This is a genomic window from Pseudomonas sp. 9Ag (assembly GCF_902506445.1).
GTDB lineage: Bacteria > Pseudomonadota > Gammaproteobacteria > Pseudomonadales > Pseudomonadaceae > Stutzerimonas > Stutzerimonas stutzeri_AB.
In genome coordinates this window covers 3,012,183-3,025,689 of the sequence record NZ_LR733836.1, presented here as the reverse complement: position 1 = coordinate 3,025,689, position 13,507 = coordinate 3,012,183, and the positions used below count along the sequence as shown (strand labels likewise).

Here is a 13,507-nt window from a genome sequence, read left to right as displayed (position 1 = left end):
GTATGAGTACGTGATCGACACACGCGGCTCTAATGCGTTTTTGTCTGGGAACTGTGCCATGTCGCCAAAGGACCTGATGCTGGCCCTGGTTGTGATCGTTGTCTGGGGCATGAACTTCGTCGTAATCAAGGTCGGCCTGGATGACATCCCGCCGATGCTGCTGGGCGCACTGCGTTTCATGCTCGCTGCGTTTCCGGCGGTGCTGTTTATCAAAAGGCCACAGATGCCGCTGCGCTGGCTACTGGCATACGGCGGGACCATATCGCTCGGTCAGTTCGCTTTTCTCTTCTCCGCGATGAAGGTCGGTATGCCTGCCGGCCTGGCCTCCCTGGTTTTGCAGTCGCAGGCATTTTTCACGCTGTTCTTTGCCGTTCTGTTTCTTGGCGAGCGGCTCCGTGCAAGCAATCTGGTCGGGTTGGTGATCGCCGCTGGTGGATTACTGCTGATCGGCATGCAAGGCGATCGGAGCATGACGCTGGCCGGTTTCCTGCTGACCATCTGCGCAGCCTCGATGTGGGCAATGGGCAATATTGTCACCCGCAAGGTGGGCAAGGTGAATCTGGTTGGGCTGGTCGTATGGGGCAGTCTGATCCCCCCCATTCCGTTCTTCGCCCTGTCTTGGGTGCTGGAGGGGCCGGAAGCGATCAAGGGCGCGCTGGGCGGGTTCGGGATGGATTCGGCACTGGTGCTGATCTACCTGGCCTTCGGTGCGACGATTCTTGGCTACGGGCTCTGGAGCAGACTGCTGTCCCGCTATCCGGCGAATACCGTTGCGCCTTTCTCACTGTTGGTGCCCGTCGTCGGCCTGACATCTGCTGCCGCACTGCTGGATGAGCATCTGGGCCTGTTGCAGGCGGCCGGTGCATTGCTGGTCATGCTGGGGCTGGGGATCAATGTAGGCGGAGGCTGGCTGGTCAGCCGCGTGCGCACTGCCTTTGGTAGCTCGACAGCCTGACAGCAAAACGCCCCGCGACGGCATGCCGTGCGGGGCGCGCTTCTACCACTATGGCGTTACCGAGCGGCGTGACTGCCCAGTAGTGGTGTAATGCCGTTAGCTTTTTCCCTCTTGGCCGTGCGCTTCTCCTGCGCCGTCTTCTGGGGTTTCTTCTTTGCGTTCTTCTTAGTATCCATACCCTTGCTCATGGTGTCGCCTCGCGATTGATCGGCTTGGTTGTGCATCCCTGCGTGGGTCTGCTCTGGGCCAGTGCACCTTGGCGTGAGCGTGAAGATCAAAGATGAATGAAGCCGAGACTACGCCTGCCAGACAGGATTGGATAGCGGCGGTTTTTGCCGTGGCGAGGGGCCGAATCTCATACCTTGAACCGCCCGATCATCGTCTGCAGTTCGCCGCCTAACTGCGCAAGCCGGGCGGTGGACGCAGCCGTTTCCCGGGCCGCCTCAGCGGATTGGTCAGCCACGTCGCGAACGCTGAGCACGCTGCGATTGATTTCCTCAGCAACCGAGCTCTGTTGTTCAGCCGCCGTGGCGATCTGCTGGTTCATTGCTTGAATGACTGAAGCGGTTTCGGTAATGGCTTGCAGCTCGGTGCCCACTTCTCTTGCGAGGGTGACGGTATCGCGGGCCAGAGTGCTGCTGCTGTCCATCATTCCAGATGCGGTGCGGGCGCCTTTCTGCAGGGTAGCGATCAGGGCTTCAATTTGCGCAGTGGACTGCTGTGTGCGCTGGGCCAAGCCGCGCACCTCATCGGCTACCACCGCGAACCCGCGCCCGGCTTCACCGGCCCGTGCGGCCTCAATAGCCGCGTTAAGGGCAAGCAGGTTGGTTTGCTCGGCAATGCCATTGATGACGGTCAGCACCGTGCTGATGCCGTCGGTTTCCTGGTTCAGCTGGGTCATGGCCTCGGCCGATAGCGTGACCTCATTCGAGAGTCGGTCAATCTGCGACAGGGCGCGCTGGACAACCGTGTTGCCTTTAACGGCCTGCCGATCGGCGCGCTGGGCGGCGCTCGACGCCTCTTCGGCATTGCGTGCGACTTCTTGCACCGTCGCGGTCATCTCATGCATGGCCGTAGCGACCTGATCGGTTTCCTGACGCTGGCTGCTGACACCAGCGCTGGTCTGCTCGGTCACCGCGGAAAGCTCATCGGAGGCGCTGGCCAGCTGTGCAGTGATACCACCGATACTTCCGATCAGCGCCTGCAGGTTGCCGCGCGTCTTGCCCAGCGCCTGGAGCAGTTGGCCGAACTCGTCATGGCGTGGCTCGGGAGGCTGACCGGTCATGTCCCCAGCACCGATGCGCTCGGCTATCTGCACTGCCTGGTTGAGGGGCTGCGTTATCTGACGGACGATTAGCCAGCCGATCAGAGCGCCCAGGAGGATCGCCGCCAAGGTAATACCGATGACCTGAATTTTCTTGGTTTGAGCATCATCGGCACGCTTCTGGGTCTGGCTGGAGATGATGCCCCTGGCCTCCTCGTAGAGTTTCGCGAAAATGGCCTCCATGTCCTGGCGCGTCTGTTGCTGACTGGCAACGATGGGCGGCAGTTTCTTCACGAGGTCGACGTACTCGGTCGCGCTGGCCTTGAGGGTTTTCAGGTTTTCGGCTTGGGGACCGATCAGCTCTTGCTCCAGCGGTGCAATGGCTGCGTTCAACGCTTCAAACTGCTGGTTCAGGGTGTTCAGGGCGGCTTCGGATTCTTCCATCAGATATCCGCGGACGGTGAAGCGCAGCAGTCGATTCTGCTTGGAGAGCTCAGTCGTCATCAGCGCGATATTGGCAATGTCTCCGGTCGGGTGTAAGACCGGGTTGCCTTGAACGCCGTTCCAGCGCTGCTCCAGGTTGGCTATCAGTTTGTCAGTGGTATTGCCTGCTTCAACCCAGTTGGCGCGTGTCTGCTTTTTCAGTGCATGCATTGCGACGAGCTTTTCGAATGCGGCCTGGTACTCTCGCGCCTGATTGGCGATGGTTTGCAGCAACTCCCGGTCCTGCGGTTCCGAGAAGCTGGCTTTTTTCTGTTCGACCAGTCGAGCAATGTTCGCTACCGCATCGGTTACCTGGGCAACGTATTTCTCATCGCCTCGCTCTTCGAAACGCACCTGTGCATAGCGGATCTGGTTGGCTTCGTTGAGTAGGTTTTCTGCGGTCTGCGCTTTATCGCTCCTTGAGATCAGAGCATCCATGCTGAGCACGCCGATAGCGGCCACGCAGACGGTGAGCAGCAGTACCGCAGCGAAGCCAAGCGTCAGCTTGTAGCTGACTTTGAGATTTTTCATTGTTGTTCCTCAAGCTGGCAGAGCCGATGGTGATGGTCGTACAACGACATCGGCTTAAACCGCCATAACTTGAGGGTGTTGTCTGATGACTGGCTGATTTATAGTCAAACGGCGCTTGTCATTGTCTGACACGCTGTGCCTGGATCTCAGGCAAATCATTTCGGCGCATGTAGGCAAGTAACGGCTCGGTGATGGCTAGCCGGTCATTGATGTTCTGGTCGAGGAGCAGCTGAATCAGCTCACGTTTGAGCGTCATCAGCTGGTTATCGATGGTTTGCCAGACAAATTCGCTCGCCGGTGTGATGCTGCTGTCGGCGACATCCATGCCGAACGAGTCTTCGCTAAACCGAACGATGTGCTGGCCGGTTTTGCCGTTGAAACCCACAAAACCTTGCAGGCAGTCGGCGGCCCGACAGATGTCGACGGATGTAATGCTCATGTAAACCTCGGTATCGATTCGGGTGGTTTACACGCAGGGCAGGCGCTCGATGCTGCTGGCGACCTTCTTCTGAGGTCGCTTTGGTGGAGGCGTATTGTCGTGGTCGGCGTTGCGTCTGAACAGCGGCATGACGTCGCTTGCCCTTGTCAGAACAACGCCGCCTGATCCTGTTGCCGTCGCCTGCTGTCCAGGCGTTGACGAAAGCGCGTGCGATATTCACTTGCCAGCGGTGACAGGTTGGCCAGCCAGGCAAGTTCGATGTCGTTGACGTCGTCATTGACGAAGCCGCGCCAGACGCGAAGCACGCTGGCGGTCGGCCACGGGTGCTCAATCAAGTGCAGATCCGCGCCGAGTTCGATAGCGCCGGGTTCAAGGGTTCGGTACAGCCATCCGGTTCGGCCACTTTTGGCCATATGGCGAGCGAGGCCACGGACGCTGTGTCGCCGGTCCAGGTTGCTACAAGGCGAGCGGGGCTGGCTGACTTCGATCACGGCATCGCCCCAGCGAAAGCGATCCCCGATACATACCTGTCGTTCATCCAGGCCCAGCGTCGAGAGATTTTCGCCAAACGCGGCGGGACCAATGGCCGACAGCTGCGGATACAGCTTGCGCCAGTGAGAGTAGTGCTCGGCCGGATAGTGGCAAAGGCTGCGATCCGGCCCGCCATGGAAACGGTGATCGGCGACACGGTCGCCCTGTAGCCCGTTGAGATTGAGCCAGACCTCGCCCATCGCCAGCTGCTTGTCGATGGCTGAAGGCTTCTCCGTACCCGGCAGTCGCAGAAGCTGGTCGCGTAGGAAGGGACCTTCAACCGGCCATTGCATGAGGGCGCCCTGATCTGGATAGGTGAGCTATGGGGCTGGCTTCAGCCTTCATTGAGACGGGCCAGCTCGCGGCGCACCATAGCGGCGAACTCTGGCGGCTTGAGGTGATAAAGCTCGGTGGCAACCCAGGCCAGCCAGCGGGCGCCCAAGGCTTGCCGTTGTTCAAGTAGCCGTCGCGCTTCGGCGGTCGCTCGTTCGGCGTGTTGCTGATGAAACTCCGACCGGCCCATGTCTGCTCCTCAAGCTGAGCGGGCGATTCTAAACGACAAGCGCAGTTGGCGCCTGATCGCTTGGTAAAGCCGCTGTGCCGCGCTAGGCTCGCGATTCCGTCGTTTAACGAGTTCGAATCATGCCGCGGTCTGTGAACTTCAAGGACAAGATTTCCCGTCAGCGGCCTTATGGGCGCGTCGAGCCGGGTCTCAAAGCCTCCGAAGGTGATCTGTCATTGGTCATCGACCAGCTTGAGAGCGACCGCGGTCGCATTATCAACTCCGCCGCTGTGCGGCGTTTACAGCAGAAGACTCAGGTCTTCCCGCTGGAGCGCAACGCAGCGGTGCGCAGCCGTTTGACCCACTCACTCGAAGTCCAGCAGACGGGTCGCTTCATTGTGCGCACCTTGTACAAACAGCTCGGTGAGCGGGCGACGCAATACGGCCTGGATGGGTTGGAAGGTGCGCTGGAAAGCCTCGTTGAAATGACGTGCCTGATGCACGACATCGGCAACCCACCGTTTGGGCACTTTGGCGAGTTTGCCATTGGCGAGTGGTTCAAGCGGAACCTGAACACGCTGTTCGACGCCGCTGTCCCCAACGGTGAAGGCAATAGCGAATTGCGCAGTCGTATGCTGCTCGACCTCGAACAGTTCGAAGGCAACGCTCAGGCGATTCGCTTAGTCGTTAGCCTGCTACGGCTTAACCTGACCTACACACAGACGGCGGGCCTGCTGAAATACGTGCGCGCCGCTTATGCGCCCAAGCCGGCCAAGGGATCACCCGGCGCCTATCTGTTGAAGAAGCCAGGCTTCTACCTTTCAGAGGAATTTTTTGTCGACGATCTGCAGGCCGCGTTGGGCCTACAACCTGGCACGCGTCACCCGGTGGCCTACATCATGGAGGCGGCCGATGATATCGCTTATTGCCTTGCCGATATCGAAGACTCGGTGGAGAAGGGCATCTTCACCATTGAGCAGTTGTCACAGCTGCTGATCGACAAGTTCTCCGAGCACGGCTCGCCCGACGAGCCGATCGCGAATACCGGCCGCAGCTTTCGCAGCATGGTCGAGTACGCCCAGGCGCGTGCTGCCAAAGAGACGATCAACAAGGTTGGCGAATTCTTCATCTGGCTGCGGGTGAATATGGTCCACCCGCTGGTGCAGCACGCCGCGCAGCAATTTATCGAGCATATCGAGGCGGTCTACGACGGCACGCTGGACCGCGCGCTGCTGGAAGACGCAAGTCTGCCAAACGCCATTGTGCAGACCTTCAAGGATGTCGCGATGGATCACGTGTTCTGTCACCGCGAAGTAGAAACCTTGCAGTTGCAGGGCTACCGAATCCTCCAGGGGCTGCTGGACGCCTACGCGCCGCTGCTGGCCGTCGCTCCGGAGACCTTCCGGGCATTGACGGAAGGCGTTTGCCGTAGCGAGCCGCACCTGCAAATGCTCGCCCGGCGCCTGCCCAGTCAGCTGATCAAGGCCTATCACGAGTCGCTGAAAGCGCATCCTGAGGGAAGTGAAGACCAGGCGTTGTGGGACTTCTACTACCGCTGCCGCATGCTTCAGGACTTCGTCAGCGGTCTGACCGATCAGCTGGCGCAGGACGAATACCGCACGCTCTTTGCTTTGTAACCTCGATGGCTGTCGTCCTCGCCTGGCTCGCCAGCTCCGACGGACATCCGCTGCGCTAAAATCGCTCGCGCCGCCGTTTCGTTGGTACACCACTTGCATTTGTCTGGTGCGTGCGGTTGGAACGTGGCCCCTAAATGGCGCAACGATCTGCCGCTGAGCCAGGCGGGATTGAGCCTAAGTGTCTGAAAATAAACGCTTTGGTTTGTCGGGGATGAAAATCTCACAAGTCCGCCGCGACAGTCGATAGCAAACCTCTGCTCACCCGTGACGCATCTTGGTGCGTGCAATGGGGGCGGTTTGCTGTTTTGGTGCGCTTACCATAGGACGTAGTAGATGGATAACCCAAGCAGTGCGGTAGAAGTGCTGATTCACGGTGCCAACACCCTGTTCATCCTGATGGGCGCGGTGATGGTCCTGGCAATGCATGCCGGTTTTGCCTTTCTGGAGGTCGGCACCGTACGCCTGAAAAATCAGGTCAATGCGCTGTCGAAAATCATCGCCGATTTTGCCGTCTCGACATTGGCGTATTTCTTCATCGGCTACTGGGTTGCGTATGGCGTGACCTTTCTGCAGCCGGCCGACCGGCTGGTCGCGGAGAACGGCTATTCATTGGTCAAGTTCTTCTTCCTGCTGACGTTCGCCGCTGCAATACCCGCGATCATCTCCGGCGGCATCGCCGAGCGCGCCAAATTCGGGCCACAGCTCTGCGCCACCTTGTTGATCGTTGCGTTCATCTATCCGTTCTTTGAAGGCATGATGTGGAACGGCAACTTTGGCGTTCAGGCTTGGCTGGAAGCGCAGTTTGGTGCGCCGTTCCATGATTTCGCCGGTTCGGTAGTGGTGCACGGTATGGGTGGCTGGTTGGCGTTCGGCGCAGTAATTCTTCTTGGCCGCCGTAATGGTCGATACCGTGACGGCCGTTTGGTGGCCTTCGCGCCCTCGAACATTCCGTTCCTTGCGCTGGGATCGTGGATTCTCATCGTCGGCTGGTTCGGCTTCAACGTGATGAGCGCCCAGACGCTTGAGGGCGTCAGCGGGCTGGTGGCGATCAACTCGCTGATGGCCATGGTTGGAGGAACGGCGGCAGCATGGGCGGTCGGCCGCAACGACCCGGGCTTTCTGCATAACGGGCCCTTGGCTGGGCTGGTTGCAGTCTGTGCAGGATCAGATCTGATGCACCCAATCGGTGCGCTGGCTACGGGCATAGTAGCTGGCGCCCTGTTTGTCTGGGCATTCACTGCGGCGCAGGCCAAATGGAAGATCGACGATGTGCTCGGTGTCTGGCCATTGCACGGCCTCTGCGGCGTCTGGGGCGGGCTGGCTTGTGGAATCTTTGGTCAGCAGGCGCTGGGTGGGCTGGGCGGCATCAGCATCATCAGCCAGGTGATCGGCACAGGTCTCGGCGTGCTGGTTGCGCTGGTTGGCGGCTTTCTCGTCTATGGCGTGCTAAAGGCAGCGGTCGGCATTCGCCTGAGTCACGAAGATGAGTTCAATGGTGCGGACTTGTCCATTCACCGGATCGGTGCCCTGAGCCACGATTAAGGGCAACCATGCCGGCCGCGCCGCCGCCGCCGCGGCCGGCTGTTGCTGAAGCAGAGCTCGTTTTCGCAGCAGGACACAGGCTGCTTCAGTCGACCGTACGGGTATGGTCCGCATAAGCGCGCATGAACAGGCCAACGCAATCCTCGACATGCCGCTTGCCGTCTTCGGCGTCCAGTCGCTCGGCATAGCCGATCAGCAGACGAAAGTGTGCGGCGCCTTTGATCAACGAACAAAAATGTTCCGCGGCGCGCATCGGCTCGGGCACATCCAGCAACTGGCGGCGGTGCGCCTGGTCTAGCAACTGCTCCAGATCGAACAGCAGCTTCTGTGGGCCTGCATCGAAGAACATCCGCGACAACGTTGGGTTCTGCGCCGCCATTGCCACCATCAGCCGGTGCAGACCGATGGATTCGGGGCTGATGACCAGCTCGTGAAAAGCCTGGGCAATATTTAGCAGGACCGAGCGGAATTCACGCCCATCCTCCAGCACGAACAGCCGGCGCGGCAGACGCGTTTCGCAGGTTGCCTTTACCGCTGCGCCGAATAGCGCCTCCTTGTCCTTGAAGTGGCTGTACAGCGTGAGCTTCGACACGCCGGCTTCGGCGGCGATGGCGTCCATGCTGCTGCCTTCATAGCCATTGCCGAGAAACAGGGTTTGGGCAGCCGCAAGGATTGCCTCGCGCTTGGCGGGGTCCTTTGGACGGCCTGGGCCGGACGGTGCGGGTGAGCTGTCGGTCATGGGTGTTTTTAATACTAGACTGGTGAGTTCGGTATTTTTACTATACCGCGCAGTATAAGTATTAGAACCCACCTTGCGACAGAGAGAGATTCGACGTGTTCCGACATGCCTTGCCCTTCCTCGGTGCTTTTGGTTTCGCCTTGCTAGCCGGTTGCGGCAATGGTGAACCCGAGCAGCTCTCTACGCGGCCCGTGATGGTGGTCCAGCCGCAGCCCGCCAGTGAAGCCTTCGAAAGCTATCCGGGGGAGGTGCATGCACGCTACGAGCCCGAGCTGGCGTTTCGTATCGGCGGCAAGGTCACCGAGCGGATGGTCGAAGCCGGGGAGCGGGTGCGCAAGGATCAGCCATTGGCCAAGCTTGACCCGCAGGACGTGCGGCTGCAGCTCGAGGGCATCCGTGCTCAGGTGGCGGCGGCTGAAGCCAACCTGCGGGTCGCCCGTGCCGAGCATGAGCGCTACAAGACCTTGATGGATCGCCAGCTGGTCAGCCGCTCGCAATTCGACTCTTCTGAAAATGCCTACCGCTCCGCGCAGGCGCGCTTGCAGCAAGTGCGCGCGGAATTCGATGTGGCCAACAACCAGGTCGGCTACGCCATCTTGCGCGCAACGCACGAAGGCGTGATTGCCCAACGCCGGGTCGAGGTGGGGCAGGTGGTTGGCGCCGGCCAGACGGCCTTCGTCTTGGCTGCCGATGGCGAGCGCGAGGTAGCGATCAATCTGCCGGAACAGGCGCTGGATCGCTACTCGGTTGGCCAGCCGGTATCGGTGGAAATCTGGTCGCAGCCGGGCAAAGCCTACGCCGGCCACATTCGCGAACTGTCGCCGGCTGCCGACCCGCAGTCGCGCACCTACTCGGCGCGTGTCGCCTTCGACGACGCCAAGGTGCCTGCCGAGCTTGGCCAGAGCGCGCTGGTGTCAATCCGCAGCAATGGCGAGGTGCCCTTGGCGGTGCCGCTTTCGGCGGTCACCGCCGAGCAGGGCAAGGCTTACGTCTGGCGGGTCAAGGAGGACGCCACGCTGGAGCGCGTTGCCGTGCAGACAGGGGCCTTTGGTGATTCTTCTGTGCCCATCCTCAAGGGGCTGCAGGCCGACGACTGGGTTGTCCTCGCCGGTGTTCAGATGCTCCACGAGAATCAGTCGGTGAGGGCGGTCGATCGTGACAACCGTCCGGTCGAGCTGGCGACGCAGGAGTAATCAGGATGCGCTTCAATCTCTCCGCATGGGCGTTGGGCAACCGGCAGATCGTTGTCTATCTGATGCTGCTGATGGCCGTGGTAGGTGCCCTGTCGTACAGCAAGCTTGGTCAAAGTGAAGACCCGCCCTTTACCTTCAAGGCGATGGTGATTCAGACCCAGTGGCCCGGCGCCACTGCAGAGGAGGTTTCGCAGCAGGTCACCGAACGCATCGAAAAAAAGCTGATGGAAACGGGTGAATACGAGCGCATCGTGTCCTTTTCACGGCCCGGCGAATCCAACGTGACGTTTATGGCACGCGATTCGATGCGCTCCGAGCAGATACCGGATCTCTGGTACCAGATCCGTAAAAAGATTGGTGACATTCGCCATACCTTGCCTGCCGGTGTGCAAGGTCCTTTTTTCAATGACGAGTTTGGCACGACCTTCGGCAACATCTACGCGCTGACTGGCTCAGGCTTCGATTACGCCGTGCTGAAGGATTATGCCGACCGCATTCAGTTGCAGCTACAGCGAGTGAAGAATGTCGGCAAGGTCGAGCTGATCGGGCTGCAGGACGAAAAGATCTGGATCGAGCTTTCCAACGTCAAGCTGGCCAATCTGGGCGTGCCGCTGGAGGCCGTCAAACAGGCTCTTGAGGCTCAGAACACGGTGATGTCGGCAGGCTTTGTGGAGACGCCCAGTGACCGCGTACAGCTTCGCGTCACCGGCAGCTTCGACACGGTAAAACAGATTCGGGACTTCCCCATCCGGGTGGCCGGTAGCACCTTCCGCATCGGCGATGTGGCCGAGGTCTACCGCGGCTTCAACGACCCGCCGGCGCCACGCATGCGCTACATGGGCGAACCTGCGATCGGGCTGGCCGTGTCGATGAAGTCCGGCGGCGACATCCTTGTGCTCGGCGAGGCGCTGCAGACCGAATTCGCACGCTTGCAACAGGAGCTGCCGGCAGGCATGCAGCTGCGCAAGGTGTCCGACCAGCCAGCGGCAGTGAAGACCGGTGTCGGCGAGTTCGTGCAGGTGCTGATCGAGGCCCTGATCATCGTGCTGCTGGTGAGCTTCTTCTCGCTGGGCGTGCGTACGGGGCTGGTGGTCGCGCTGTCGATTCCGCTGGTGCTGGCGATGACCTTCGCGACCATGCATTACCTGGACATCGGTCTGCACAAGATTTCCCTCGGTGCGCTGGTGCTGGCGCTGGGCCTGATGGTGGACGACGCGATCATCGCCGTGGAAATGATGGCGATCAAAATGGAGCAGGGCTTCGACCGGCTCAAGGCCGCGAGTTATGCCTGGACCAGTACGGCCTTTCCGATGCTCACCGGTACGCTGATCACCGCCGCGGGCTTTCTACCGATTGCCACCGCGCAGTCCAGCACGGGCGAATACACCCGTTCGATCTTTCAGGTGGTGACCATCGCCCTGATCGCCTCCTGGATCGCCGCCGTAGTGTTCGTGCCCTTGTTGGGCGAGAAGCTGCTGCCCGATCTGGCCAAGCGTCATGCGCAAAAGCATGGCGGCAGCGATCAGGGTCACGACCCGTATTCGACGCCGTTCTATCAGCGTGTGCGGCGGGTGATCCACTGGTGTGTGCAGCGGCGCAAGACGGTTATCGTCCTGACGTTGCTGGCGTTCGTCGGCGCGATCGGCTTGTTCCGCATCGTGCCGCAGCAGTTCTTTCCCGCCTCCGGCCGGCTGGAGCTGATGGTCGATCTGAAGCTGGCCGAAGGCGCGTCGCTCAAGGCCACCGAAGCCGAGGTGCATCGCCTTGAGGAAATGCTCAAGGACCGCGCCGGCATCGATAATTACGTGGCCTATGTCGGCAGCGGGTCGCCGCGCTTCTACTTGCCGCTGGATCAGCAGTTGCCGGCCACCAGCTTCGCCCAGATCGTGGTACTGGCTGAAAGCATCGAGGAGCGTGAAGCCTTGCGTAGCTGGCTGATCGAGCGACTGCGCGATGATTTCCCGACCTTGCGCGGTCGTGTCAGCCGTCTTGAGAACGGTCCGCCCGTGGGCTATCCGGTGCAGTTCCGGGTCACCGGCGAGCATATCGATGTGGTGCGCAAGCTCGCACGCCAGGTTGCGGCAAAGGTGCGCGAGAACCCCTATGTGGCGAACGTCCATCTCGACTGGCAGGAGCCGAGCAAGGTGGTCTGGCTGAACGTGGATCAGGACCGTGCCCGTGCGCTGGGCGTCAGTACGGTGGAACTCTCGAACTTCCTCAAACGCACCTTTACCGGCACTACGGCGAGCCAGTTCCGCGAAGACAATGAGCTGATCGAAATTCTGATCCGCGGGACAGAGCGCGAACGCGAAACCTTGTCGATGTTGCCGAGCTTGGCGATTCCCACCGCCAGCGGCCGCAGCGTGCCCTTGTCGCAGGTCGCCACTCTGGAATACGGCTTCGAAGAGGGGGTCATCTGGCATCGTAACCGCATGCCAACGGTGACGGTGCGTGCCGACATCTACGGGGACCAGCAGCCAGCCTCGCTGGTGAAGCAGATCGAGCCGACCCTGAGCGATGTGCGCGCTGCGCTGCCCAGCGGCTACCTGCTGGAGGTCGGCGGAACGGTAGAGGACTCCAGTCGTGGTCAGGCCTCGGTGAACGCCGGGATGCCGCTGTTCGTGATTGTCGTGGTCAGCCTGCTGATGCTGCAGCTCAAGAGCTTCTCACGCTCGGCAATGGTGTTTCTCACCGCGCCGCTGGGGTTGATTGGTGTAGCGCTGTTCCTGCTGCTGTTCGGCAAGCCTTTCGGCTTCGTGGCGATGCTCGGCACTATTGCGCTGTCGGGCATGATCATGCGCAACTCGGTAATTCTGGTGGATCAGATTGAGCAGGACATCGGCGCCGGGCAGGATCGCTTCAATGCCATCATCGATGCCACCGTGCGGCGCTTCCGGCCCATCGTGTTGACGGCGCTGGCGTCCGTGCTGGCGATGATTCCGCTGTCACGCAGCGTGTTCTTCGGTCCGATGGCGGTGGCAATCATGGGCGGGCTGATCGTTGCGACCGCGCTGACGTTGCTGTTCCTGCCAGCGCTCTACGCGGCGTGGTTCAGGGTCAAGGAAACGGCTCAGCGCTGATCAGAAGCCCGGTAAGCTGGCGTCTCTAGACGCCGGCCGCCTGCAGCAACTGTTCCGCTGAGGCCTTAGCCAGCAGCGCCTGGTCGCCGGGGCCCTCGATGTGCGCCATGCTCAGTGCGCCTTCGATAAGAAACTGCAGCTGGCGAGCGAGTTGCTCCGGCTGGGGTGCGTCGAGCGCCTCCAGCAGCTCGCACAGATGGCGCTGAAATTGCGCTTTGTATCCCGCGGCGCGTTGATGGATCGGGTGTTCTCGATCCTGATATTCGGCCGCCGCATTGATGAACAGACAGCCACAGAACGCGGTCGGGCTGTGGATCATGTTGTTCAACCCATCAAACACGCTTAACAGCGCCTTGCGCGGCGGTAACGCCTGCCGCGCTTCCCGCAAACGCTCAAGCATCGGCAGCTGGCGCGCCTCCAGTACCGCCAGGATCAGTTCGTCCTTCGATTTGAAGTGCTTATACAGGGTCATCTTGGCCACGCCCGATTCGCTGAGAATCCGGTCGATGCCGGTGGCGTGGTAGCCCTCTGTGTAGAACAGCCGCTCGGCGGTGGCGAGCAGCAGGTCGCGTTTGTTGGTTGCCATGTGGATCTCCTCGGCCGGCCATTAT

11 protein-coding genes and 1 pseudogene are annotated in these 13,507 nt (G+C 60.7%); 5 read left to right on the top strand and 7 right to left on the bottom strand.

Annotated elements, in window-relative coordinates:
- Positions 1–58: 58 nt before the first annotated feature.
- Positions 59–955 carry an EamA family transporter gene (locus ALTERO38_RS13625; RefSeq protein ID WP_159968717.1) on the top strand — a complete coding sequence of 299 codons (897 nt, stop codon included), beginning with the start codon at positions 59–61 and terminating at the stop codon, positions 953–955.
- 355 nt (positions 956–1,310) lie between these two features.
- On the opposite strand, the gene ALTERO38_RS21830 is transcribed toward ALTERO38_RS13625, so the two are convergent.
- From ALTERO38_RS21830 to ALTERO38_RS13605, 5 genes and pseudogenes are all read right to left on the bottom strand, one after another.
- Positions 1,311–2,090, bottom strand: a complete 780-nt coding sequence (locus tag ALTERO38_RS21830; protein ID WP_372239420.1) for a methyl-accepting chemotaxis protein — start codon at positions 2,088–2,090, stop codon at positions 1,311–1,313.
- 75 nt (positions 2,091–2,165) lie between these two features.
- Positions 2,166–3,140 (bottom strand): annotated as a pseudogene (locus tag ALTERO38_RS21825) (methyl-accepting chemotaxis protein); the annotation flags it as partial.
- Between the two features lie 211 nt (positions 3,141–3,351).
- On the bottom strand, positions 3,352–3,672 hold the full coding sequence (locus ALTERO38_RS13615; protein WP_102834857.1) for a DUF2025 family protein: 321 nt from the start codon (positions 3,670–3,672) through the stop codon (positions 3,352–3,354).
- 146 nt (positions 3,673–3,818) lie between these two features.
- Positions 3,819–4,496: an MOSC domain-containing protein gene (locus tag ALTERO38_RS13610; RefSeq protein WP_159968715.1), complete on the bottom strand. Its 678-nt coding sequence runs from the start codon at positions 4,494–4,496 to the stop codon at positions 3,819–3,821.
- Between the two features lie 41 nt (positions 4,497–4,537).
- Positions 4,538–4,726 carry a hypothetical protein gene (locus tag ALTERO38_RS13605; protein ID WP_159968714.1) on the bottom strand — a complete coding sequence of 63 codons (189 nt, stop codon included), beginning with the start codon at positions 4,724–4,726 and terminating at the stop codon, positions 4,538–4,540.
- Positions 4,727–4,845: 119 nt separating this feature from the next.
- Between ALTERO38_RS13605 and dgt the strand changes: the two genes are divergently transcribed.
- Together dgt and ALTERO38_RS13595 are read left to right on the top strand one after the other, a co-directional pair.
- Positions 4,846–6,342: a dGTPase gene (gene dgt, locus ALTERO38_RS13600; RefSeq protein WP_159968713.1), complete on the top strand. Its 1,497-nt coding sequence runs from the start codon at positions 4,846–4,848 to the stop codon at positions 6,340–6,342.
- 333 nt (positions 6,343–6,675) lie between these two features.
- On the top strand, positions 6,676–7,884 hold the full coding sequence (locus tag ALTERO38_RS13595) for an ammonium transporter (protein ID WP_159968712.1): 1,209 nt from the start codon (positions 6,676–6,678) through the stop codon (positions 7,882–7,884).
- 85 nt (positions 7,885–7,969) lie between these two features.
- Here ALTERO38_RS13595 and ALTERO38_RS13590 read toward each other — a convergent pair whose 3' ends face one another.
- On the bottom strand, positions 7,970–8,623 hold the full coding sequence (locus ALTERO38_RS13590) for a TetR/AcrR family transcriptional regulator (protein WP_159968711.1): 654 nt from the start codon (positions 8,621–8,623) through the stop codon (positions 7,970–7,972).
- 95 nt (positions 8,624–8,718) lie between these two features.
- Here ALTERO38_RS13590 and ALTERO38_RS13585 point away from each other — a divergent pair, with 95 nt between their 5' ends.
- Together ALTERO38_RS13585 and ALTERO38_RS13580 are read left to right on the top strand one after the other, a co-directional pair.
- Entirely contained in the window at positions 8,719–9,816 is a 1,098-nt protein-coding gene (locus ALTERO38_RS13585; RefSeq protein WP_159968710.1) for an efflux RND transporter periplasmic adaptor subunit, read from the top strand.
- 5 nt (positions 9,817–9,821) lie between these two features.
- Positions 9,822–12,896 (top strand): efflux RND transporter permease subunit, encoded by a 3,075-nt coding sequence (locus tag ALTERO38_RS13580; protein ID WP_159968709.1) that lies wholly within the window; start codon positions 9,822–9,824, stop codon positions 12,894–12,896.
- A gap of 25 nt (positions 12,897–12,921) precedes the next feature.
- Here ALTERO38_RS13580 and ALTERO38_RS13575 read toward each other — a convergent pair whose 3' ends face one another.
- The gene (locus tag ALTERO38_RS13575; protein WP_148924660.1) at positions 12,922–13,482 is read right to left on the bottom strand and encodes a TetR/AcrR family transcriptional regulator; all 561 of its coding nucleotides are present in this window, start codon (positions 13,480–13,482) and stop codon (positions 12,922–12,924) included.
- Positions 13,483–13,507 lie beyond the last annotated feature (25 nt).

What these genes read in the sequence shown, in the direction of transcription:
- dgt (WP_159968713.1), top strand. Translation starts at nt 4,846, where the DNA reads ATGCCGCGGTCTGTGAACTTCAAGGACAAGATTTCCCGTCAGCGGCCT.
- ALTERO38_RS13595 (WP_159968712.1), top strand. Translation starts at nt 6,676, where the DNA reads ATGGATAACCCAAGCAGTGCGGTAGAAGTGCTGATTCACGGTGCCAAC.
- ALTERO38_RS13605 (WP_159968714.1), bottom strand. Translation starts at nt 4,726, where the DNA reads ATGGGCCGGTCGGAGTTTCATCAGCAACACGCCGAACGAGCGACCGCC.
- ALTERO38_RS13590 (WP_159968711.1), bottom strand. Translation starts at nt 8,623, where the DNA reads ATGACCGACAGCTCACCCGCACCGTCCGGCCCAGGCCGTCCAAAGGAC.
- ALTERO38_RS13615 (WP_102834857.1), bottom strand. Translation starts at nt 3,672, where the DNA reads ATGAGCATTACATCCGTCGACATCTGTCGGGCCGCCGACTGCCTGCAA.
- ALTERO38_RS13625 (WP_159968717.1), top strand. Translation starts at nt 59, where the DNA reads ATGTCGCCAAAGGACCTGATGCTGGCCCTGGTTGTGATCGTTGTCTGG.
- ALTERO38_RS13575 (WP_148924660.1), bottom strand. Translation starts at nt 13,482, where the DNA reads ATGGCAACCAACAAACGCGACCTGCTGCTCGCCACCGCCGAGCGGCTG.
- ALTERO38_RS13580 (WP_159968709.1), top strand. Translation starts at nt 9,822, where the DNA reads ATGCGCTTCAATCTCTCCGCATGGGCGTTGGGCAACCGGCAGATCGTT.
- ALTERO38_RS13610 (WP_159968715.1), bottom strand. Translation starts at nt 4,496, where the DNA reads ATGCAATGGCCGGTTGAAGGTCCCTTCCTACGCGACCAGCTTCTGCGA.